We start from the raw sequence: 24,121 nt of genomic DNA on the forward strand, positions 1-24,121 counted from the left end.
CCAGTGACGTAGTCATCGACGCATCGAGAGGAGGCACAGTGGAGGACGGACAGAACGCAACTCGCAGCCGGCGCGGTTTTGCCGCATTGGATCCGGAGAAGCGCCGATTGTTGGCGAGCAGTGGTGGCAAGGCGGCGCATGCCAGTGGCAATGCGCACGAATTTACTAGCGACGAAGCGCGCGAAGCAGGCCGAAAGGGTGGCCAGGCCGTGAGTCGTGATCGTGACCATATGTCGCGTATCGGCAGCAAGGGCGGTCGTTCCAAGCAGGCCAAGCCCCAGGAAGAATCCGCATAAGTCACCCGGCACGCAGCAATGCGTGCCGGGTCCTTGTGTCAGCAATGGAAACCGGCCCCGGTGCGCTTCGGACACGGGGCCGTTAGCGTTTGAAAAGACGCGTTTTGCCCGCACTTTCGCATTGCTGGCAGCCGCAATCGATTGCAGCTCCTGGATGCAGGCAGCGCCATGATGCGTGATGCAGTACGCTTGGGCTTGCCAACCTGTTGATGCGCAAGGCATCCATGTCGGGTCGGCAAATTTTGCACACCGTCTCGTGCTGAGAGATCGATTGCAGGCGAATTTGTCGCAATCACTCTGGCCTCCGCAACCAACTGTGCAACGCATGCACATACCACCGAATGCCTGGCGTGGCCGTGCTTGTGACGCGCGACGAGCCCAGTGCGACGCAGTGCCCGCACAGGCAGTTGCTCTGGGCAGATGGCTGTGACGCCACTGCCCGAGAGAGTGCGGCCTGGGCCGGGTGTGGCTCTGCTAATGCAGCGCAACGGACTTGAACATGACCACCGCGGGCTTGCGCGGAAGTACTGCGCCGGGCCGCCGTGTGCGCCTGCGTCGTCAGCGACAAGCCAGTGAAGCGCGCCATCAAAAACGTGCATGTAGACACGACGCACGACCTCGCGGGTACTTGCCGCGGGCGCGCATCGACGCCTGTGCATGTAAAGCCATTGTCGACGACGCACACGCCGTTCACTCGATGCAGCCGCGCCTTTCATCGCAGCGCGGGCAGCCTGGACCCATCGTAGACAACAGGAGACCCCGCATGGCCGAACCCCGTGAAAACCTGATGGACTGGTTGCGCGACGCGCATGCAATGGAGCAGCAGGCCGAGCAGATGCTCAAGGCCCAGGCCGCGCGGATCGAGCATTACCCGAAGCTCAAGGCGCGTATCGAGCAGCACCTTGAAGAAACGCTGGGGCAGCAGCGGTTGGTTGAGGCAAGTATCGAGCGCCTGGGCGGGTCGCCGTCGGTGGTGAAGGACGCGATGGGCAAGATGGCTGCCTTTGGGCAAGCCATGGGCGGCATGACCACCTCGGACGAAATCGTCAAAGGCGCGATGGCCAGTTACGTGTTCGAGAATCTGGAAATTGCCACGTACACCGCGCTGTTGGGTGCTGCAAAGACGGTGGGGGACGTCGAAACACAGCGCATGTGCGAGCAGATCCTTCCGCAGGAAGAAGCCATGGCCAAATGGCTGCTGGAACACCTGCCCGAGCTGACCGAAGAATTCCTGGTGCGTGATGCAACGCCCGGAGTCACCGCGAAGAAGTAACTGCATCGCCTGGGGCACCAACGTGTTGGTGCTGGGTGGGAGACAGGGCCCTGCATAGCGGGGCCCTGTGCGTTTTGGCCAATAACTTACGCATACGGGATCACGCGGCCAAGCGGTAGACGCAATACGCGGGCAATACGCGTTCCGAAATCTTCGATTGCTGCTGTTATGGAATTCCATCTTGTTGCGGAGACAGCGCAGCGCACCACACGCATGACGCCGTACATGTGCGTCGCAATCGGCATGGTCTGTGGTCAGCAGCAGCTCGCCATCCTCGCCGCACCGCAGACCCGAATCGATACACACCTAACTCGTGTCTGCTTCCACACCCTCTAGAAGAAAGCTCGGCAATAGTGATGTGCGACAGCATGGGAGTGACCAGTGACGATTGAAAATAACCGCAACATCGTGGCGATCGGCGGGTCGGCAGGCGCCAGCCAGGCGCTGCGCACGCTGCTGGCAGACCTGCCGCGCGATCTTCCCGCCGCGGTGCTAGTGGTGCTGCATCTGTCGCCGCAAGGCACGGGCATCGTGGAGATGGTGCGCAGCGCAGTGCGCGGCTTGCCGGTGCACGTGGCCAGTGATGGCATGCCCTTGGTGCCGGGTGCGGTGTATGTGGCCGTGCCGGACTCCCACCTGATGGTCGATGGCATGCACGTCGTGCTGGGGCGCGGGCCACGCGAGAACATGTCGCGGCCGTCGATCGATGCCTTGTTCCGCTCCGTTGCGGTCTCACACGGCGCACGCGCGTTGGGGGTGCTGCTGTCGGGCATGCTCAACGATGGCTGCGCCGGCTTGGAAGCCATCCAGGCCTGCGGTGGTGCGGTGGCGGTGCAGGACCCGGACGATGCAATCGCCGACGACATGCCGCGCAACGCGCTGCGTGCGCTCACCCCGGACGTGGTGGCACCCAGTGCGGCCCTGGGTGCGGTCATCACCGATCTGGTGCGCGAACCCGCAGCCTGGCCGATCGCGCCGTCGGATGCGCTCAAGCTGGAGGTCGCGATCGCGCGCGGGCAGCCGTCCACCACCGAGGTGATGACGCAGCTGGGGGAGCCGGTGGCGCTCAGCTGCCCGGCGTGTGGTGGCGTGCTGACCAAGCTGCATACACCGGGCACGCTGCGTTTTCGTTGCCAGGTGGGTCATGGCTACACCGCGCCCGCACTGATGTCCGCGAAGGAAGGTTCGGTGGATGAGGCGCTGCGCGTGGCCTTGCGCGTGATCGAAGAACGCGCCGAATTGGTGAGCCGGATGGCCGGGGACGACCGCGCTCACCAGCCATCGGTCGCTTCGCTGTATGCCGCGCGTGCCAAGGAATACCGCGGCTATGCGGATGTGTTGCGCAGCGCCTTGTTGACCTCACTGCAGCGCCCGGTCGAACACGGCGCGCTTGTCGAAGACGGCGCGTTGCTGACGCAGGAAGATCAGCATTAAGCAACGCGAGTCATGCCAACAGGCGCGGCCAGCCGTCACCTTGGCCTTCGCCTCACTATTGGTCCACCCGCGCCGGTGGGTTCCGCAGAGACATGCGAGCGCTTACGCTTGTCGGTCTTCCTGCACTGGACCCGGCAATGACAGAGCAAACGCGGTATCCCATCGGCAGCCCCGGCCAGGCCTGGGGCGAGACAGAACGTGCGCAGTGGCGTGCGCGGCAAGTCCGCCGCCGGGTCTATGCAGATGACGTGCTGCAGCCGGTCGCCGCACTCGCCGGTGCATTCGAGTGCACGCAGTACGGCGTTATCGGGCAGGGCGCGGACACGTATCCACTGATGGCACTGCGTACCCCGCACTGGGATGCCGCCTTGCCATGGGCGCTGGTCACCGGTGGCGTGCATGGCTATGAAACCAGTGGCGTACTGGGCGCACTGCAATTCCTGCAGGAGCGCGCAGCAGCGTATGCAGGGCGCATCAATCTGCTGGTCGCTCCCTGCGTCAACCCGTGGGGCTATGAGCGCATCCAGCGCTGGAATGCCGAGGCGATCGATCCCAATCGCGCCTTCCGGCCCAACAGCCCTGCGGCGGAATCGGCAGCGCTCATGCAGCTGGTGACCACCGTCACCGGTACGACGTTGCTGCACATCGATCTGCACGAAACCACCGACAGTGACGAGACCGAGTTCCGCCCGGCGTTGGCCGCGCGCGATGGCGTGCCGTTCGTGCCCGGCAGCATCCCGGACGGCTTCTATCTGGTGGGTGACAGCGACGACCCGCAGCCGGCATTTCAGCAGGCGGTGATTGCAGCGGTGGCACAGGTGACCCATATCGCGCCAGCCGATGCACAGGGCGAGATCATCGGCGCGCCGGTGGTGGGCGAGGGCGTGATCAACTACCCGGTGCGCCGGCTCGGCTTGTGCGCCGGTGTCACCGAGGCGCGCTATCGCACCACCACCGAGGTGTACCCGGACAGCCCGCGTACGACGCCGGCGCAGTGCAACCTGGCCCAGGTGGTGGCGATCTGCGCCGCGCTGGATTGTGCGTTGGCCAACACCTGATGCGGCATCACCAGGCCGTGCACATTGCGCGGCCAACGGAATATGCGCGCGGCGCTGATGCACAGCGGTTACGGCAGGCCTGCCGCGGTGCTCGCCTGCGCCACGTAGGCTGGCACCAACCCGGCTTCCATCGGCCTGGCCAACAGAAAGCCTTGCGCCTCGTCGCAGCCCCAACTCCGTAGCAGCGCAATTTCGTCGGCGTGCTCGATGCCTTCGGCCACGGTGCGATAGCCGAGTGCGCTGGCCAGCCGCACGACGGCTTCTGCACGCAGCTGCATGCCGGATTGATCGGCGATGCCGGTCACCAGCGAGCGATCGAGCTTGAGCACATTGACGGGGAGCTCGGTCAGGTAGCCGAAGTTGCTGTAGCCGGTGCCAAAATCATCGATCGCGACGCTGACGCCGGCGTCGCGCAGGGCACGCAAGCGTGGCAAGGCCTGCACATTGCTGCGCAACCAGCGGCCTTCGGTGATTTCCAGCTCGATCCGTTCGGTAGGAATGCCCAGGGCCTGGCAGCGGTCGATCACGTCCGAGGCCAGATTGACGTTGCCGAAGTCGCGCGAGGACAGATTGATCGATAGCGAAAAATCCAGGCCGCCAGCGCGCCACGCGGCCAGTTGCCGGAGTGCATGGTCGATCACCCATTCGGTAACCGTGCACATCAGCGCGGTTTTTTCGAACAAGGGAATGAATTCATCGGGCCCGATCGCGCCCAACGTTGCGTGCTTCCAGCGCAGCAGGGCCTCGAAGCCGGTCACCGACAGGTCCAGCAGGTTGATGCGTGGCTGGAACACCAGGCGAAAATCGCCTGCCTCCAATGCCGCTTCTGCATCCAGTGCCAGACGATACGAGCGCTGGATGGCGTCGTCGTGCGCCGCGCTATACCAGCACAGGATCGCGTGGTGGCTCACCGCATCGCCCAAAGCAACGAGCCCTTTGCGCATCACATCGCCGGTGTCGGGCTGACGCGGCAGGAACTTCACCACGCCGGCATGGAAGGTCAGCGACATCGGGATGCCAGCCGCATCCACCGGCGCGTGCAGCATGTCGCGCAGATCCAGCAGCAGGTCTTCCATTTCATCGGCGGCAGAATTCAGCAGGAAGAAGGCAAACCGCATCGGTGCCACGTGATACACGGTGGCCTTGCCGCGCAGTGCGCGCGTCAGTACGTAGCTGGCATGGCGAACGAGCTCTTCAATGGGCTGCATGCCCAGCGCCTGCCGCGCCTCGTTGGCCGCATGCGTGTCGTAGATCTCGATGAAGGCCGCCAGCACCGGCATGGCGTGGTTGCCGTAGGCGAGCGTGTCCAGGTCGGCCTGCAACTGGCGGGCGTTATGCAGGCCGCTATGCGGCTCGCGGCGGCCGGCACCGAACTGCAGCTCCAGTTGTGCGGCCGCCACATTGGCGAACATGCGCAATTGCTGGCGCTCCTGCACGTCCAGGCGCCGTTCGTAGGCATCCAGAACGCACAAGGTGCCGTAGACGCCTGTCTGCGGTGCACCAATGGGAACACAGGCGGCAAAGCGTGCGGGCTCGGCGGTCGCTGTCTCACCGAGCCGGACTGCAGGCAGCACCGCCACGGCAAGTGCCTCATGCTCAGCGTCGTGCGTGCCGTTGTCTTCAAAGGCCGCCACGGTCTGCATGGCCTGGTCCGGTGCAATGCCATGCGCCGCCAACACACGCCGCCGCCCGGATTCGGTAATCGTCAGCGCGGCAGCGGCAGCACCCAGCGAATGGCATACCAAACGTGCAATTTGATCGAGAGGCTCCATGCCGGCCAGGTCGGTCGGTGTATCGCGCCACTCCAGATGCCGCTGCTGTCCCTGTTCGTCTGACGAACGCGTCATGCCATTGAGCTCCGTGGTGAAGATCACACTATCGCGTGATCGATATCAAAGGGAAGTGCTGATTCAGCCTTTGGGGTTCTGTAGCGAGGCGTGCATTCCATTGTCTCGAGACACGATGAGGCATTTTTTCCGCGCGACGAAAAAAGGCTGCTTATCCAATCAGTGGTCTTGGCGGCAGAGGTCGTTTAATTGGTGTACCGGATTTTGTATATGAAATTTCATCTGATTTCATTTCATTCGCTCCTCTCGGAATTGGCGCATTAACTTGATGCGGTGCCGCAAAGCTGATGCGTGCGTGCAGTGCCGGAAATTTGACGCGGACCACTGTGTGGCTTGCAGCATCAGCCAAACCCATCCGCTGGAGTTCCTTTTAAATCGGGCACTGTGTCGTTCGCATTAACCAGGCAGGTCCGTAACGCTCGCCGCGACTGCACCTGATGTTGAATTTAATACTGCAAACGACCGCGAGCATACCGTTCGACATTTTCCAGTTCTGTCGCGCAAGTATTTATGGTTAGTGATACTTCGCACACTTTGTGTATAACGATTCGTTTATTAATCGCTCAGAACATTCGGCGGGATTGGTATTCATCGTACTCATCCAGGGGTTAATCGAGCGCTGCCATAAGGCCGGCGTTTGATCCAAACATTTTTTGAAACGTCATCCAGGCGCGCATTTGCGTGCGCGCCGATCTTTGCTTGTAACTCAGGAGAAACATATGAATCGTGCGTTTGCGCTGGTCTGGAACGCGGCTATCGGTAATTGGGTCGTCACGCACGAGTTGGTGCGGCGGCGGCGTAAATCGGGAGCGACCCGGCGCAATCTGCCGAGCATGGTGATCCTCGCCCTGGGAGCGGCTGCACCCACGCTGGCCTGGGGAGCGTGCACGCCGGCGCTACCTGCCGCTGGGCAAACGGTGACCTGCACTGGATTGCCGATCACCAGTAATGCGTTCTCCAGCAACGCGAGCAATCTGACCGTCAATGTCGCCCCCGGAACGCAGATGACGGCGGGGCTGCTTGGCGGCACCGCCATTGCACTCGGCGGTACCAATTCCACGCTCAATAACAGCGGCACCATCGATCCTTCCGTGCTTGGCCTGCTGTCAGTGCTCAGCACCGGCGTGACGATGGGCAACGCCAGCTCGACGCAGGTCACCGTCAATAACCTCGCGACCGGCACGATCTACGGAAGCGGCGGCCTGCTCGGTGCCAACCTGCTCAACCTCGATGGCATGGCGCTGGGCATCACAGCTGCGCCCGCCGGCGTGGTGCAGATCAACAACGCCGGCACCATCAGTAGTCGCCCCCTGTTGAATCTCTCGGTGCTTGGCTCGGATACGCCGGTCATCGCGGTCAGCGGTGGCGCCACGGTCAACGCAGTGAACTCCGGCACCATCGAAGGGCGGGTGGGTTTCCAGAGCTCGGCCACCGGCAACACCTTCATCAATTCCGGCGCCATCAACGGCAGCGTGTCGATGGGCGCCAACAGCATCAACAGCTTCACCGCGGTCACCGGTAGCAGCGTCAACAGCGCAGGTGGCATCGGGGTCGCGCTACTTGGCCCAGGCGGGTTGTTGAGCTTTGCGGCAACCGGCACCGTGGATGGCGGGGCGGGCGGCACCAACACCTTGATCCTGCAGAATTCCGCCACGGGCACTGGCAGCGGCACCGCCGGCACGGCGGCGCTGAGCACCTCGCAATACATCAACTTCGGTAGCCTGCGCGTCAACAGCGGTACCTGGACGCTGGGCGGCGCGACCAATTTCAGTAACACCGCGCTCAATGGCGGCGTGGCGCAATTCGCCAACCCGGCCCTGTTCGGCACCAACATCACCGCCAACGGTGGCGCGATCGAGGCCACCGCCGCCAATCTGACCTTGAGCCCCACCGGTGGCATTGCACTCACCGGCACCGGCCTGACGGTACAGGGCGCCAATGCATTGACCATCGGCAGTGCGCTGACCGGGACCGGCGCGCTCACCAAAACCGGTATAGGTGCCGTCACCCTGACCGGCGCCAATACCTATAGCGGCGGCACCACGCTGGCAGCCGGCAGCCTGACGCTGGGCAATAACACCGCGCTGGGAACCGGCACGGTGACTGCGGCAGGTGGCACCCTGTCGGGCACCACCGCACTCAACCTCGCAAACGCCTTTACGTTGACCGATAGCCTGACCATCGGCGGCACCAATGCGGTGCGGCTCGGTGGCGCCGTCAGCGGCGGCGGTGGTTTCGTCAAGACGGGTACCAACACCTTGACCCTGGGCGGGACCAATACCTATACCGGCGGCACCACGCTCAATGCCGGCACAGTGGTGCTGGAAAATGCCGCCGCTCTGGGCACCGGCGTGGTGACCGCAGGCGGCGGAGCGCTGGACACCATCGCACCGTTGTCGCTTGCGAACAGTGTGCTTCTCAACAGCACACTAGGCGTGGGTGCCACCGGGAACGCGCTGAGCCTGACCGGCGTGCTGTCGGGCACCGGCGGCATTACCAAGACCGGCACCGGCACGTTGGCGCTCACCAATGCCAATACCTATACCGGCGCGACCACGCTGGCCGGCGGCACCTTGCAGGTAGGCAATGCGGCGGCATTGGGTGGCAGCACGCTCAATGTCACGGCTGCGTCCACCTTGTCGAGCAGCATTGCGCTGGCACTGGGCAATGCGGTTTCGCTTGCAGGTCCATTGACGGTGAGCGGTGCCCAGGCGCTGACGTTGGGCGGCGCCATCGGTGGCACCGGCAGCCTGCTTAAAAGCGGTACCGGCGACCTCACCCTGACTGGCACCAACAGCTACACCGGTGGCACCACGTTGAGCAGTGGCCGTCTGCTGGTGGGGACGGGCAGTGCGTTGGGCACCGGCACGCTCACCGCCAGTGGTGGCGAACTTGCTGCCACGGCACCCACCACGCTGACCAATGCGGTCGCGCTCACGGGTGCGCTCGGTGTGGGCGGCAATGGCACGGCGCTGACGCTGTCCGGTACCGTCAGCGGCACCGGCAGTGTCAACAAGCTGGGCACCGGCACGCTGACACTGGGTGGTTTGAATACATATACCGGCGGCACCACGCTGGGAAGCGGCACCTTGCAGGTGGGCAGTGCCACGGCATTGGGCGGCGGGGCGTTGAACGTCACCGGCAATGCCGCGCTGCAAAGCACGGCGGCCACCACGCTGGGCAACGCCGTGAACCTGTCTGCTGGCGCGCTGACGTTCGATGGGACGCAAGCGCTCAGCCTGACCGGCACGGTCAGCGGCACCGGCAGCCTGGTCAAATCCGGCACCGGTGATCTCAGCTTGAGTGGCAACAATGTGTTCACCGGCGGCACCACGCTCAGCGCTGGTCGGTTGACGGTGGGCAGCAATACCGCATTGGGCAGCGGCACGTTGACGGCAGCAGCCGGTAGTACGCTCGATTCTGCAGTGGTGAGCACACTCGCCAACGCGATCGCGCTGACCGGCGTGGGCGCTGTCAATGTGGGCGGTGCCAACGCGCTCACGCTGAGCGGCGACATCAGTGGCGTGAGCAGTTTGAACAAGGTTGGCACGGCGAGTCTGAGCCTGACCGGCAACAACACCTATACCGGCGGCACGCGCCTGAGCGCGGGCAGCTTGCTGGTGGGCAGCGATACGGCGCTGGGCACCGGTGCACTGACTGCCGCCGGCGGTGTGTTGGACAACACCGCGCCCGTGTCGCTGAGCAATGCAGTGGTGCTGGAGCAGAATCTGGCGCTGAGTGGCAATCAGGATCTTGCACTCGGCGGCAGCGTCAGCGGGACGGGTGCACTGATCAAGAACGGCAATGCGGCGCTGAGTTTGACTGGCACCAATAACTTCACCGGTGGTGTCACTCTCAACGCAGGCACGTTGCTGATCAACAGCGGCGCAGCACTGGGAACCGGTGTACTCACCGCAGCCGATGCCACGCGTCTGGACACAACCGCCGCTGCCAGCGTCGGCAATAACGTGGCCCTGCTTGGCGCACTCACGGTAGGCGGCAGCAACGCGCTGGATCTGACCGGCACCGTCAGCGGCACCGGCAGCCTGATCAAGGAGGGTGTCGGCGCACTCACGCTCACCAGCAACAACGTTTACAGCGGTGGGACGCAACTCACCGCAGGCAGCCTGGTGGTTGGCGCGGATGCTGCGCTTGGCACCGGCGCGTTGACCACCGCCGATGGCACCGCGCTCAGCGCAAGCACTGCAGTCACGCTGCAGAACGGCATCGCGCTGGGCGGTGCGCTCAGCATCGATGGGCAACCGCTCACGCTCAATGGCGTGGTCAGTGGCGCGGGCAGTTTGATCAAGAACGGCACCAATGCGCTCACGCTCAACGGCAACAACACCTGGGCCGGCGGGTTGCAACTGCAGGCCGGCTCGGTACTGGTGGGCAGCGATACCGCGCTTGGCCTGGGCACCCTCACCGCTGCCGCCGGCACCACGCTGGATGCCACCACCGCGGCAACCTTGGGCAATGCAGTCGCAGTGGATGGCGCGCTCACCATCGGTGGCACGCAGGATCTCACCTTGAATGGGGTGGTCAGTGGCGCCGGCAGTCTGGACAAGCAGGGCACTGCCACGTTGACGCTGGGTACTGCGAACACGTTTACCGGTGGGACGACGCTGGGCGCTGGCCGCCTGGTGCTTGGCAACGAAGCCGCATTGGGCACGGGGCAACTGACCATCGCCGGCGTCGCCGAACTGGATACCGCTGCAGCGACAAACCTCGCCAATGCCGTGCAGTTGAATGCACAGCTCACCTTGGCCGGCAGCAACGACCTGAGCTTGAACGGTGCCATTACTGGCACCGGCGGCCTGCTCAAGAATGGCACCGGTACGTTGTCACTCACCACCACCAACAGCTATAGCGGCGGCACCACGCTGACCGGCGGCACACTGGCCGTGGGTGCGGATGGCGCACTCGGCACCGGCAGCCTGTCGGTGGTGGGCGATGCAGTGCTGAGCAATGCGATTGCCGTGGCACTGGGCAACGACATCACCCTGGACGCGGCGTTGACCGTCGATACGGTGGGCGACCTGCTGGCCACCGGCAACATCAGCGGCACCGGCGGGCTGACCAAGACCGGCGCGGGCATTCTTACCCTCGACGGCAGTAACAGCTACACCGGCCCGCTGGCAGTGCAGGCCGGTGCACTGGTGGCCAACACCGCTGCGGCACTTGGCAACGCGAGTACGGTGGATGTCGGCGCCGGTGCCTTGCTGAGCCTGACCGGCGGTGGCCTGATCAACAGCCTGGGCGGCGCCGGCAATGTGGATGTGGGTGCGGGCAGTACCTTGCAGGTGGGCGCGGGCAGCTTCGCCGGCAGCCTTATCGGCAATGGCAACCTGGACAAGATCGGCACCGGTACCTTGAGCCTGCTCGGCGACAATGGAGTGGCCGGCAGCACCTCGGTCAGTGGCGGCACCCTGGATGTGGCGGGCAGCCTGACCAGCAGCACGCTGAATGTGGCGCTCGGCGGCACCTTGCGCGGCGCCGGCGCGGTGACCGGCCCGGTGACCATCGCCGACGGCGGGCGTCTGGCGATCACCAGTGGTTCCACGCTCAGCGTGGGCGGGTTGTCCCTTGCATCCGGTGCCTTCATCGATGCCTCGCTGGCAGCGCCAAGTGCCACCCGGCTGCTTGCGGTCAACGGCAACCTCACACTCGATGGCACGCTCAACATCACCGACATCGGTGGCTTCGGCACCGGCGTTTACCGGCTGATGGACTACACCGGCCTGCTCACCAACAATGCCCTGTTGCTCGGCACCATTCCCGGCAGCGTGGACATCAGCCAGTTGGCACTGCAGACCGCGATCGGCCAGCAGATCAACCTGGTGGTCACGGCACCCGGCAGCATCGTGCAGTTCTGGGATGGTGCGCAGACGGTTGCCAACGGCAGCGTGGACGGCGGCAGTGGAATATGGGGCGCCGCCAGCAACTGGACCGGTCAGGACGGCACCGCCAACAGCACCTGGCAGGGCGATTTTGCGGTGTTCTCTGGCACGGCCGGCACCGTGGGTGTGCAGGGCGCCCAAGCGGTGGGCGGGCTGCAATTTGTCGCCGACGGGTATCAGTTGACCGATGCCGGCGCGGGCAGCTTGAGCATCACAACGCCATTGACGGCGGTCCGCGTGGACCCCAATGCCACCGCCACGCTCGATGTCGGCATCAGCGGTGCAGGTGGCCTGGAGAAAGTGGACACCGGCACGCTGGTGCTGGATGCGGCCAATAGCTACACCGGCGGCACCACGCTCAGCGGCGGCACGCTGGTGCTTGGCGATGCGCAGGCGCTCGGCAGTGGTGCACTCACCACCGCCAACGGCACCACGCTGGATACCAACCAGGCCCTGGCCGTTGGCAATGCGGTCGTGCTCAACGGCGCGCTGAATCTTGCCGGCAGCAACGATCTGGCCTTGAACGGCGCCATCACCGGCGCGGGCAGCCTGGTCAAGAACGGCACCACCACGCTGACGCTCGACGGCGCCAACAGCTACGCCGGTGGCACGGTGTTGAATGCCGGCACGCTGGCGCTGGGCAGCAATACGGCGTTGGGCACCGGCAGCCTGTCGGTGATTGGTAACTCCACCTTGAGCAACGCGATCGCGTTGGCATTGACCAACAACCTCACGCTCGGTGCAGGGCTCACCGTAGACACGGCGGCCGATCTTTCGCTCAGCGGCGTGCTCACCGGCGCAGGCGGGTTGACCAAGACCGGCCTGGGCGCGCTGACGCTGGCGGGCAGCAACAGCCTCAGCGGTCCCTTGTCGGTGCAGACCGGCGTGGTGGCGACCACCGCGCCGGGTGCACTCACGGGCGTGGGCGCAGTGGACGTGGCCGCAGGCGCGGGCTTGCAGCTGGGCAGCAACACCGCACTAGGTGCACTGACCGGGCTGGGCAATGTCGCCATCCTGGGCGGCAGCACGTTGCAGGTGGGCAACACCAATGTCACCGGCACCTTCGGTGGCAGCCTGAGCGATGCGGGCAATCTGGAAAAGGTCGGCACCGGCGTGTTCCAGCTCACCGGGACCAGCAGCATTGGTGGCACCACCCTGGTGAGTGCGGGCACGTTGGATGTGGACGGCACGCTGGCCAGCGCAGGTGGGCTCACGGTCGCCAACGGCGGCGCCTTGAGCGGCAGCGGCGTGGTGGATGCGGCGGTCACGGTAGCCGACGGTGGCCGCGTGGTCGTGAGCAGCGGCGCGCTGCTGACCACCGGCACGCTGAGCCTGGCACCGAATGCAACCATCGATGCGTTCCTGGGCATTCCCAGCCAGACCGGCGTGCTCGCGGTCAACGGCGACCTCACCCTGGACGGCACGCTCAACATCACCGACATCGGTGGCTTCGGTAATGGTGTGTATCGCCTGATCGATTACACCGGCGGGCTGAGCGACAACGGCCTGGCCTTCGGCACCATTCCTGGTTCTGTTGATCCCACACAATTGGCCTTGCAGACCGCGTTGGCGCAGCAGGTCAACGTGGTGGTGTCCGCGCCGGGCAGCAACGTGCAGTTCTGGGATGGCGCACAGACGGTGGGCAACGCGCAGATCGAAGGCGGCACCGGCACCTGGACGGCGGGCGCCACCAACTGGACCGGCATCGATGGCCTCACGAATACCGATTGGCAGAACAGCTTTGCCGTATTCGCCGGCACTGCCGGCAACGTCGGGGTGCAGGGCACGCAAGGCATCACCGGCATGCAGTTCGCCACCGATGGCTATGTGCTCACCGATGCCGGCGCCGGCGCGCTCAGCGCCAATGCCGCCACCACCATCGTGCGCGTGGATCCGGGTGTCACCGGCACCATCGACGTCACCATTGGCGGCACGGGCACCTTGCAAAAGCTCGATACCGGCACGCTGATCCTGGGCGCAGCCAACACCTACACCGGCGGCACCGCGCTGGGAGGCGGCACCCTGGTGCTGGGCGATGCCCAGGCACTGGGCACCGGCACGCTCACTGCTGCTGGCGGCACCACACTGGATGCCGATCAGGCGCTTGCCATCGCCAATGCGGTGGACCTCACCGGCGCGCTGACAGTGGGCGGTAGCAATGATCTAGCGTCAAGCGGTGCTATCACCGGCGCCGGCAGCCTGATCAAGAACGGCACGACCACGCTGACGCTCGACGGCGCCAACACGTACGCGGGCGGCACCGTGTTGAACGCCGGCACCTTGGCGGTGGGCAACAACACGGCACTGGGTGGCGGCAGCCTGGACGTGATCGGCACCTCCACCTTGAGCAATGCCGTGTCGGTGGCACTGGGCAACGCGGTCACGCTCAACGCCAATCTCGCTGTTGCCAATGCGGCCGATCTGTCGCTTAGCGGCGCGATCAGCGGGGCAGGCGGGCTGACCAAGAGCGGCACCGGAACGCTGACCTTGTCCGGCGCCAACAGCTTCAGCGGGCCACTGGCGGTGCAGGCCGGTGTGCTTGCCACGACAGCCGCCGGCACGTTAGGCACGACGAGCACTGCCGATGTCGCCGCAGGGGCCAGTTTGTCGCTGGGCGGCAATGCCGCGCTGGCCACCTTGACCGGGGCCGGTACTGTCGCCATTACCGGCGGCAACACCTTGCAGTTGGGTGCCAATGCCGCCAGCGGCAGCTTTGGCGGTACGTTGAACGACGCCGGCAACCTGCAGAAAGTAGGCACCGGCACGCTGCAGCTCACCGGTACCAGCGCACTTGGCGGAACGATGCAGATCAGCGGCGGCACGCTGGATGTGGATGGCACGTTTGGTAGCGCCGGCGGTCTTACCGTCGCGACGGGTGCGACGCTTACCGGCAGTGGCAATGTGGTTGGCGCGGTCGGCGTCGCCGATGGCGGCCGCCTGGGGGTGACCAGTGGTTCCACACTCTCCACCGGTTCATTGACGCTGGCATCTGGCGCCAGCCTCGACGCATTGCTTGGAGTGCCCAGCGATACACGCGTGCTCGCGGTCAACGGCGACCTCACCCTGGACGGCACGCTCAACATCACCGACATCGGTGGCTTCGGCAATGGTGTGTATCGCCTGATCGATTACACCGGCGGGCTGACCGACAACGGCCTGGCCTTCGGCACCATTCCTGGTTCTGTTGATCCCACCCAGTTGGCCTTGCAGACCGCGTTGGCGCAGCAGGTCAACGTGGTGGTGTCCGCGCCGGGCAGCAACGTGCAGTTCTGGGATGGCGCACAGACGGTGGGCAACGCGCAGATCGAAGGCGGCACCGGCACCTGGACGGCGGGTGCCACCAACTGGACCGGCATCGACGGCCTCACGAATACCGATTGGCAGAACAGCTTTGCCGTATTCGCCGGCACTGCCGGCAACGTCGGGGTGCAGGGCACGCAAGGCATCACCGGCATGCAGTTCGCCACCGATGGCTATGTGCTCACCGATGCCGGCGCCGGCGCGCTCAGCGCCAATGCCGCCACCACCATCGTGCGCGTGGATCCGGGCGTTACCGGCACCATCGACGTCACCATTGGCGGCACGGGCACCTTGCAAAAGGTCGACACCGGCACGTTGATTCTGGGCGCAGCCAACACCTACACCGGTGGTACCGCGCTGGGCGGCGGCACCCTGGTGCTGGGCGATGCCCAGGCATTGGGCACCGGCACGTTGACCGCAGCCACCGGCACCACATTGGATACCGATCAGGCGCTTGCCATCGCCAATGCCGTGGACCTCACCGGCGCGCTGACCGTGGCCGGCAGCAACGACCTGACCCTGAGTGGCCCGGTTAGCGGCGCCGGTGGGCTGATCAAGGACGGCACCGCCACGCTCACCCTGGATGGCGCCAACAGCTACACCGGCGGCACCGTCTTGAATGCCGGCACGCTCGGTGTGGGCAGCAACACGGCGCTGGGCACCGGCAGCCTCTCGGTACTGGGCAATGCGACGTTGAGTAATGCCGTGGCGGTGGCGCTGGGCAACGCGCTCACCCTCGGCGCCACGCTCGATGTCGCCAACGCGGCAGATCTGACCCTGGCCGGTGACATCAGCGGCAACGGTGCGCTGGTCAAGTCCGGGACCGGCACGCTGACGCTGGATGGCACCAACAGCTACACCGGCGGCACCACGCTCAATGCCGGTACCACGGTGGGCGACAGCGCCAGCCTGCAAGGTGCGATCGTCGACAACGCGGCGCTGGTGTTCAACCAGACCGCCGATGGCGTGTTCACCGGTTCGATCACTGGCACCGGCTCGGTGACCAAGGACGGCGCGGGCGATCTGCGTTTGAATGGCGCCAATGCCTACACCGGCGGCACCACCATCACCGCGGGCACCCTGATCGGCGATACCACCAGCCTGCAAGGCAACATCCTCGACAATGCGGCGCTGGTCTTCGACCAGGCCGGTGGCGGCGTGTATGCCGGTGTGATCAGCGGCACCGGCAGTGTCGAAAAGACCGGCGCCGGTGCGTTGGTGTTGACCGGCGCCAACAGCTACACCGGCGGCACCCTGGTCAGCGCCGGCAGCCTGATCGGCAACACCACCAGCCTGCAGGGCAACGTGGTCGACAACGCCACGTTGGTGTTCGACCAGGCCACCGACGGCACCTTCGCCGGCGCCATCAGCGGCACCGGCAACGTGGTCAAGCAAGGCGATGGCGTGCTCACGCTGAGCGGCACCAACAGCTATAGCGGCGGCACCACGATTGCCGATGGCACCTTGCAGGGCACCACCAGCAGCCTGCAGGGCAACATCCTGGACAACGCCGTGCTGGTATTCGACCAGGCCGGTGACGGCACCTTTGCCGGCAACATCGCCGGCAGCGGCACGCTGATCAAGAACGGCACCGGTGCGGTCACGTTGGATGGCGTCAACAGCTATCTCGGCGGTACCACCATCAATGCCGGCACCCTGATCGGCGACACCGACAGCCTGCAAGGCAACATCCTCAACAACGCAGCGCTGGTGTTCCTGCAGGACGCCAACGGCACCTATGCAGGCACCCTGTCGGGCACCGGCACCCTGGTCAAGGACGGCACCGGCACCTTGCTGGTGACCGCCAACAGCGGTGGCTTCACTGGGCCGACCACGGTGAGTGGCGGCACCTTGAGCGTGGGCAACCCGGCCAATCCGGGCGCGGCCCTGGGTGGGCCGGTGACGGTGGGCCCGGGCGGCACGCTCACCGGCAGCGGCACCATCGGTGGGCTGAACCTGTCGGGCACCCTGCTCAGTGGCGGCGACAGCGGCTCGATCACGGTTGGCGGCAATGCCACCTTCAATCCGGGCTCCACCTGGCAAGTAACCCCGGGAAGTACCGGCACGGTCACACCGGTCACGGTGGGCGGCACGGCGGTGGTCGCGCCGGGCAGCACCTTGCAACTAGTGCGCGCGCCGGACCTGCCCCTGTTCGTGGATATTCCGCTGATCAATGCCGGTGGTGGCCTGAGCGGCCAGTTCACCAACATCACCTCCGACTACGCGTTCATTGACCCGAATGTCAGCGTGAGTGCCGGCGGGCTGTCGGTGTCGTTTGGGCGCAATACGGTGTCGATGGTCGACATTGCGGTGACGCCGAACGAGCAGGCCAGTGCCGCAGCTGTGGATGGCCTGCCCACCACCAGCCCGATCTTGCAGGCGGTGCTGCGTTTGCCGGACGCCCCGGAGGCCGTGCGCACTGCATTCGCCTCGCTGTCCGGCGAAAGCCACGCCACTACCGCGACGGCAATGCTCGATAGCCGCTTCCTGATGAGCGGCATCAGCAGCCATCTGCGTGGCGACAGCCAGGACACCCGCGTGGGCGACACCACGGTCTGGATCGCCGGCCGCAGCCGTCCGAACCGGATCGACGGCGACAGCACTGCCAACTCGGTGCGGCGCGAAGACGATGGCGTGATGGCCGGTGCCGAACGTCGCATCGGCGAGCGCAGCCTGATCGGCGTCGCGGTGGGTAACCAGGACCTGGAAAGCTGGTCGCGTGCCAACGATGATCGTGCCGATATCGATGCCACGCATGTCGGCGTGTACGCGCAGGCCGACTGGTCCGCTTTCACCCTGCAGGGTGGGGTGGACTATGCGGACTATCGTGTCGACAGTACCCGCCGCGTGATTCTGCCCGGCGTGATGGAAGAACGTCTGAGCAGCGAGTACGACGCCACGGCCACCACGGTCTCGCTGGAAGCGGCCTGGAACCTGCATGCAGGGACCGCGGTGTACAGCCCGTTCGTCGCGGCGGCCTACACGCATCTGAAGACCGACGGTTTCAGCGAGCGTGGCGGCATTGCCGGGCTGTCGGTGGACAGCGCCAAGGACGAGTACACCACCAGTACGGTGGGTGTGCGCGGCCGTTGGGAGCTGGGCCACCAGGCCGGTCTTTACGCATCGGTAGGTTGGCGGCATGCCTATGGCGACCGCCAGGTGCAGCGCTCGGCGGGCTTCATCGGCGCGGGCACCAGCTTCTCGGTGCACAGCGTGACCCTGGCCAAGAATGCGGTGGTGGGCGAAGTGGGCGTGAGTCTGATCACCTCGCCGAGCAGCCGCATGGCGTTGTCGCTGCAAGGCCTCAATGGCGATGGCCAGACCGCGTATGGCGGGCAGGTGACCTGGGGTTGGAGCTTCTGATCCTGTCGCGGTTGCAGTGTTGAAACAGCAAAGGCCCCGGCAATGCCGGGGCCTTTTGTTTGTCACCAGTGACCCGGCGTGCCTCAGAACTGCCAGCGCAGGCCGACATTGGCATTGACGCTGCTGGCATCGGAACTGCCACGCTCGGCACCCACATTGCCGTACAGCGAGAACGTGTCGCTGACGCTGTAGCGCACGCCGACCGATGCACGCAGCGCTTCCTTGGACAGCGGCTCACCGGCAACGGTGAACCGCGCCTCGGGCAGGCCGGTGAACCAGGCGGTGAAGTCGGCGCGGTTGTCGCCAAACAGCGAGCGATAGGCAACCAGGCCGTCGAAGCCCCACTTGCCATGCGCCAAGTGACCGCGCACGCCCACTTCGCCGTAACCGGCACGCAGCGTGTCGCTGGCTGCGCTCAGGCCCAGGCCGGTGACCGATGCTTCGCTGAAGGCGTCCTGGGTCTGGCTGACCACACCGGCGGCCACGAACGGTGACAGCCCGGCGCGCGGCAACAAGCCCAGTTCGGTGCGCAGCGACCAGTTGGTGTCGTGGCGACGATCCTGCAGGCGCTCGCCGATGCTGCCGGCCTGCACGCTGCGTTCGGTTTCCACGCTGCCCATGCCGTATGAGCCAATCGCCGAGAGATATGCCATGCCGACCGGCTGGTACAGGTAGGCGGTCATCGCGTAGCGGTCGGCGCGCAGGCGGCTGGCCGAGGCGCTGATGGTGCCGCGGTCTTCGCCCGAGGTGAGCGCTGCACCCGCGATGGTGCCGGCGCCGCCCAGCGGCATGTCGAAGCCCACGGTGGTTGCGCGCTGGGTGTAATCGGCCGACGCGTAGCCGGCGCGGCTCAGGTCACCGTCGAGGTAGCTGCCCTGCATCCAGGTGGTCAGCGTGGTGGTGCTGGCCAGCAGCGGCAGGCGATCTGCCGCCACACGTGCATCGTTGAGCGCGGACTGGAACCCGAGCGTGCGTTCGATGCCGTGGACCTGGCCCACCAGCGTCGGCAGCGAGCTGGCGACCTGCGCATCGGTGGCCAGTAGCAGCGCGCCGGTCGCGGTGATGACGCCGCCCAGGTTTGCGGTGTCGCCGGACGCCACGCGGGTATCCAGGGCTTTGACCAGGCTGTCGGCCTGACGGGCGCCGGCCACCACCGACTGCGACGCACCGGCAGCCTGTGCGCTGGCGGCAGCGGCATTGCGGGTGAGCGTGGCGGTGACGCTGGTGGGGTCATAGGCCAGCGCGGCGGTCCAGAAGAAGTTGTTGGCGTACTGCACGCGGTCGAAGGTGCCCTGCAGGGCGCCGGCACGAACGATGCGCTCGCTGCCGGCAACCGTGTAGCCCGCCGCTTCCGGCAGCAACAACAGGTTGCCTTTCAGGCTGGCCTGGCCGGTCACGGTCAGGCCCTTGCCCAGTTCGATCGCGGTGGTGCCGGTGCTGTTGACCAGGCTGTAGTTGCCGTTGATGGTGCCGCCGCGCGATTCAAACGTGGCCGAATTGAGCACCAGCACGTCGGAGCGCACGCTGCCCGACAAGGCCAGCACGCCGTCGCTGATGCTGGTGCCGCCGGCGTAGCTGTTGTTGCCGCTCAGGGTGAGTCTGCCGGCGCCGTTCTTGGTCAGGTTGCCGCTGCCGGAGATGTCGTTGCTGAAGGTGCTGTCGTAGCCGGAGGTCACGTTTGCCGCCCAGTTGCTGGCGAACTGGCCCGGGCCCTTGATCGCCTTGGCGGCATTGACCATGCCCCAACCGTACAACGCGTCGACGCCGGGATCGCCCAGGTCGGTGGCGGTGGTCAGCAGGGTCTGCTGCAGGTTGGAAGCGCTCATCCAGGGATACACGCCGAGTACCTGCGCGGCCACGCCGCTGACAGCGGCAGTGGAGAACGAGGTGCCGGCGATCTGGCCCTGCAACTCGGTGCCGGCCAGGGCCGGGGCGGCGTACATGCCCGGTGCCACCAGGCACCACTGCGCAGCGGACCCGCAATGATTGGAATAGCTGCTCAGCCCGGCCGGGTTGCCGGCGCTGTCGATCTCCACCGCGCCCACGGCCAGCCAGTTGTTGCGCAGGCTGGCTTCCTGCACCGGCGCTGCGGCCGGGTAGGAGGCTTCAGCGGCGCCATCGTTGCCGGTGGAGGCCACGATCAAGGCATCTGCCTGCACTAGCGGGGTCAGCGCGAAGCGCCAAGCCAGTGCCGCATTGGCGCTGCTGGCCGCATCGGCGTACGAGGCGCCGATCGACAGGTTGGCGATCCGGACACCGGCCGCAGCCATGTCCACTGCGGCGCGACGCGCCTGCTGGGTGCCACAGGAATTCTCGGCGCAGATGCGGCCGTAGATCAGGTCGGCATCTGGCGCGACACCGCCAGCGAAGCCGTCCTGCGCCGAACCCAGCACCAGTGCAGACACCACGCTGCCGTGGCCCCGCAACCGATTGGACGTGGATTCCGCTGCGCCGGGGACGGCGGTGTAATCGGTAAACGCGTCGACCTTGCCAGCGACCGGCGCGTAGGTCTGCACCAGGTTGTCGTCCATCACGCCGATCTTGACGCCTTGGCCCCTGGCACCGGCCTGCTGGGCCAGATCCGCATTGGTGGGCACCAGCAGATTGCTGGCCAGGCCCTGGTAGCGCGGGGGGGCGACCGGCACCGGTGCAGTTTTCGGCAGCGGATCGGCAGTTGGGGGAGGGGCGGGAGCGGGAGCGGGAGCGGGAGAAGGCGTTGGAGCAGGCGTTGGAGCAGGCGTTGGCGCAGGCGTCGGGGCCGGTGCGGGGGTCGGATCGGTGATCGGCGCCGGCACCACCGTGGTGGTCGGTGGCGGGTCGTTGCGGACATTGCCGCCACCACCGCCGCCGCCACAGGCAGTCAGGACAAGGCAGGAGGAGATCGTCGTTGCGAGGAGCGAGCGTTTCATTGGTGGTCTGATTCCTGTCATGGCGCGCCGCTTAGCCGCTTCACATCAACGTCTGGCGCAGTGGACCTGCGCCGACCCAGACCGGCGCAAGAGTTTATTCACGTGTTATTGACATTTAAGTTGCTGGCGAATCCATCCCCATGGATGTCGTCGCGAACCGCAGCCGAGAGGGCTGTTTTGTAGCGCCGCCTCAATTGCCTGATGGTTTAACGGCGATGGGTGGAACTTCTAAAACAGGATTGGACAGCCAGTATTCAGAAGAAACTCTTCAATAGGATTTATTGATTCGAGCAATAGCCGAAATGGTTTAAGGCAATTCCCTACAAGCTGTACGCTTGCGTCCGTTTATTCTTTGCGGCGAAACGGCGAGCATCCTAAATGCGATCGAAGTCGCATGGCATCAGGGAAGACGATCGTAGATGTAGGCAATTCACCTACCACGCAGCGGTAGATAACGAACTCAACCAGTAAAGACGGACGCTACTGTAGTTAGCGAACTCTAGCTTGCACACTATCGGAATAGAGCGTGGCTCTGGGCGTGCGCACATGCAGGGCTGCTCGCAGTTTATTTTCAGGAATAAACTGGCCGCACTCATGCGCATCGATCCATCGAAATTAGAGGTCGATAAGGTGCCTTGTTATATGGGTTGGTTTAAAGCATTTGGAAGACGGTTATATCGAGCTGCCCGGGGTGCGCTTGGCCGAAGACGCTGACTCACCAATTTAATCAGCGCCGTTATCCATCGCGATCTAGTGAAAATGCCTGGCGCTGACAATTCGGGAAATGTGCTCCACGCACAGGACGATCCGGTTTTTCAGCAGGATTTCTGCGGATTTCTGCGGATTTCGAGCTTGGATGCCGTACGCATGCCAACGCGCCGCAGCCTAGCAAATGAGCGTTTGAATGACGACGATTGCAGACGCCCTCGACCGTCACCATTCTCTGGCTGAGTACGCCATTTGAATAAAGCGTCCACCGACGTGTCCATCTGCGGCACGCATCGCGCGATGTAGATGCCAGGACCCGGGCTACTCAGTTTGGTTCCCGCGATGCATAGCGGCCTTTACTGGAATCCGGAGCGGCGTCTGCCTGGTGGCGTCTGCGTTACGCCGAACCAGCAGCTGCATTCGCCCAGGCAGTGATGGGCAGCAGCGCCGACAGGCCTCGGATTCCCGCTCAGCGGGGCTCTCGGCGGAGCTTCCGTCCGAACACAGGTCCGTTCAGCGCCGTTCAGCTGATTCCCGCTGCCTGAGCGGCGCGCACCACGTGTAGACGGACGCAAGCCAGCTATCCAGCCAGGTGCAAGGTCCACGCTGTCTGCATCTCAGTGCTGCGGCAGCCAAGTGGCGGGGTGACGTCGGTTCACCAAAGGCAGCGGGCGAGGGGCGCCGCTGACGCAGGCAGGCCACATGCATGGCGATCTCGGTCATCAGCACGGCCGTCGCAGCGGATCGCGGCGTCTCAGCCGGGCCCGACCGTGTCACTGTCGCTAAGCGCGCCCGTTACCTGGCTGGCTGCCCGGGCAGGGCAGCCAGGATCTTCCTGCGGCAGACCTCCAGGATCTCGTCTGCCAGTGGTGAATCGTCCGGGCAGGCGCGCGAGAGCACCACCGCGCCGATCGCGTGGGCCAACCGGTCGATGGTGTCGGCGCGCACCTGCTGCCGTTGTGCAGCGTTGCGCGCGTCGTCGGCGTTGGCCAGCGTGTCCAGCAACGTGCTGATGCCGCTGGCGAATTCGGCCTTGATGGCCTCGGGTTGCCGCGCGGCGTCGCCACAGAGCGCGGCCATGGTGCAGCCGCGTGCACGGCTATCCCGGTGCTTGCGCGAGACGTAATCGCTGAGGAATTCGGCCACATCCACCGCATCGGAGGCGGCAGCGGTCTTGGAAAAACCCAGTGCGGCGGTCTCGGCCATCAGGTCCGCCTTGGAGCGGAAGTGCTTGTAGAAGCCGCCATGGGTGAAGCCGGCCGCGGCCATCAGTTCGGCCACGCCCACGCCGTCGTAGCCGCGCTCGCGAAACAGCGCAGCCGCGGTCTCGACGATATGTGCCCGCGGCATCGGCGGCTCGGGCGGCACCGCGCCGCTGACGATCGCCGCCATGGCGCACGACATGATCGCGCTGATCGGCAGCCTGGGCATCGCACAGGTTGATCTGCTCGGCACCTCGTTCGGCGGTTTCGTGGCGCAGGACATCGTGCGGCAGGCACCGCAGTGTGTGCGCAAGCTCATCCTGGCCAGCAGCGGCCCGGCCGGCGGCGCGGGGATCGACAAGGTGGGCGCAATCAGCCTGCCGCAGATTCTCAAGGGTGCGTTGACGCGCCGCGACCCAAAGTACTTCCTGTTTTCCACCGCCAGCCAGCGCGGGCGGCACGCCGCAACCGCGTTCCTGGATCGCCTCGCCGAGCGCACGCAGCACCGCGACAAACCGCTCAGCCCGCGCGCGTTCTGGCGGCAACTGCAGGCGATCAAGGCATGGGCGCGACAACCCGCGCAAGACCTCACCAACTTCACCATGCCGGTGCTCATCACCGCCGGCGATCACGACCGCCTGGTGCCGCCCGTGCACAGCGAAGCGCTGGCCAGGCGCATTCGCCACGCGCAGCTGATCGTCTACCAGGACGCCGGCCACGGCGCGGCATTCCAGTACCACGCCGCGTTCGTCGCGAGCGTGCTGGCGTTTTTGGATCGGTGATCGGCGCGCTGCGGTGGCTCGGCGCGGTCGCCACTGCAATCGCGCACGC

At 65.4% G+C, this 24,121-nt stretch carries 9 protein-coding genes; 6 read left to right on the forward strand and 3 right to left on the reverse strand.

Annotation, left to right across the window (positions count from 1 at the left end; translation table 11 throughout):
• The first annotated feature begins 38 nt into the window (after nt 1–38).
• The 4 genes from XCC_RS10480 to XCC_RS10495 all read left to right on the forward strand — a co-directional run bounded on the left by XCC_RS10480 (nt 39) and on the right by XCC_RS10495 (nt 4,061).
• Entirely contained in the window at nt 39–296 is a 258-nt protein-coding gene (locus tag XCC_RS10480) for a KGG domain-containing protein (RefSeq protein ID WP_012438401.1), read from the forward strand.
• Between the two features lie 763 nt (nt 297–1,059).
• Nucleotides 1,060–1,569 (forward strand): ferritin-like domain-containing protein, encoded by a 510-nt coding sequence (locus tag XCC_RS10485; RefSeq protein ID WP_011037183.1) that lies wholly within the window; start codon nt 1,060–1,062, stop codon nt 1,567–1,569.
• 381 nt (nt 1,570–1,950) lie between these two features.
• Nucleotides 1,951–3,003, forward strand: coding sequence for a chemotaxis protein CheB (locus tag XCC_RS10490; protein ID WP_011037184.1), 1,053 nt, complete (start codon nt 1,951–1,953; stop codon nt 3,001–3,003).
• A 137-nt stretch (nt 3,004–3,140) separates the two neighbouring features.
• Nucleotides 3,141–4,061 (forward strand): M14 family metallopeptidase, encoded by a 921-nt coding sequence (locus XCC_RS10495; RefSeq protein WP_011037185.1) that lies wholly within the window; start codon nt 3,141–3,143, stop codon nt 4,059–4,061.
• A 68-nt stretch (nt 4,062–4,129) separates the two neighbouring features.
• Here XCC_RS10495 and XCC_RS10500 read toward each other — a convergent pair whose 3' ends face one another.
• The gene (locus XCC_RS10500) at nt 4,130–5,935 is read right to left on the reverse strand and encodes an EAL domain-containing protein (RefSeq protein WP_011037186.1); all 1,806 of its coding nucleotides are present in this window, start codon (nt 5,933–5,935) and stop codon (nt 4,130–4,132) included.
• Nucleotides 5,936–6,627: 692 nt separating this feature from the next.
• Between XCC_RS10500 and XCC_RS10505 the strand changes: the two genes are divergently transcribed.
• Entirely contained in the window at nt 6,628–18,471 is an 11,844-nt protein-coding gene (locus tag XCC_RS10505) for an autotransporter-associated beta strand repeat-containing protein (protein ID WP_221209867.1), read from the forward strand.
• 83 nt (nt 18,472–18,554) lie between these two features.
• Here XCC_RS10505 and XCC_RS10510 read toward each other — a convergent pair whose 3' ends face one another.
• Together XCC_RS10510 and XCC_RS10515 are read right to left on the reverse strand one after the other, a co-directional pair.
• A complete protein-coding gene (locus XCC_RS10510) occupies nt 18,555–21,380 on the reverse strand; it encodes a S8 family serine peptidase (protein WP_011037188.1) in 2,826 nt (941 codons plus the stop codon).
• A 1,503-nt stretch (nt 21,381–22,883) separates the two neighbouring features.
• Nucleotides 22,884–23,480 (reverse strand): TetR/AcrR family transcriptional regulator, encoded by a 597-nt coding sequence (locus XCC_RS10515; protein ID WP_016945305.1) that lies wholly within the window; start codon nt 23,478–23,480, stop codon nt 22,884–22,886.
• Here XCC_RS10515 and XCC_RS10520 point away from each other — a divergent pair.
• Entirely contained in the window at nt 23,470–24,072 is a 603-nt protein-coding gene (locus tag XCC_RS10520) for an alpha/beta fold hydrolase (RefSeq protein ID WP_323473846.1), read from the forward strand. The two genes, XCC_RS10515 and XCC_RS10520, sit on opposite strands and share 11 nt — an antisense overlap.
• Nucleotides 24,073–24,121: the final 49 nt, after the last annotated feature.

This window comes from Xanthomonas campestris pv. campestris str. ATCC 33913, from assembly GCF_000007145.1.
In the GTDB taxonomy this organism is placed as follows: domain Bacteria; phylum Pseudomonadota; class Gammaproteobacteria; order Xanthomonadales; family Xanthomonadaceae; genus Xanthomonas; species Xanthomonas campestris.

What these genes read in the sequence shown, in the direction of transcription:
- XCC_RS10485 (WP_011037183.1), top strand. Translation starts at nt 1,060, where the DNA reads ATGGCCGAACCCCGTGAAAACCTGATGGACTGGTTGCGCGACGCGCAT.
- XCC_RS10495 (WP_011037185.1), top strand. Translation starts at nt 3,141, where the DNA reads ATGACAGAGCAAACGCGGTATCCCATCGGCAGCCCCGGCCAGGCCTGG.
- XCC_RS10505 (WP_221209867.1), top strand. Translation starts at nt 6,628, where the DNA reads ATGAATCGTGCGTTTGCGCTGGTCTGGAACGCGGCTATCGGTAATTGG.
- XCC_RS10510 (WP_011037188.1), bottom strand. Translation starts at nt 21,380, where the DNA reads ATGAAACGCTCGCTCCTCGCAACGACGATCTCCTCCTGCCTTGTCCTG.
- XCC_RS10515 (WP_016945305.1), bottom strand. Translation starts at nt 23,480, where the DNA reads ATGGCGGCGATCGTCAGCGGCGCGGTGCCGCCCGAGCCGCCGATGCCG.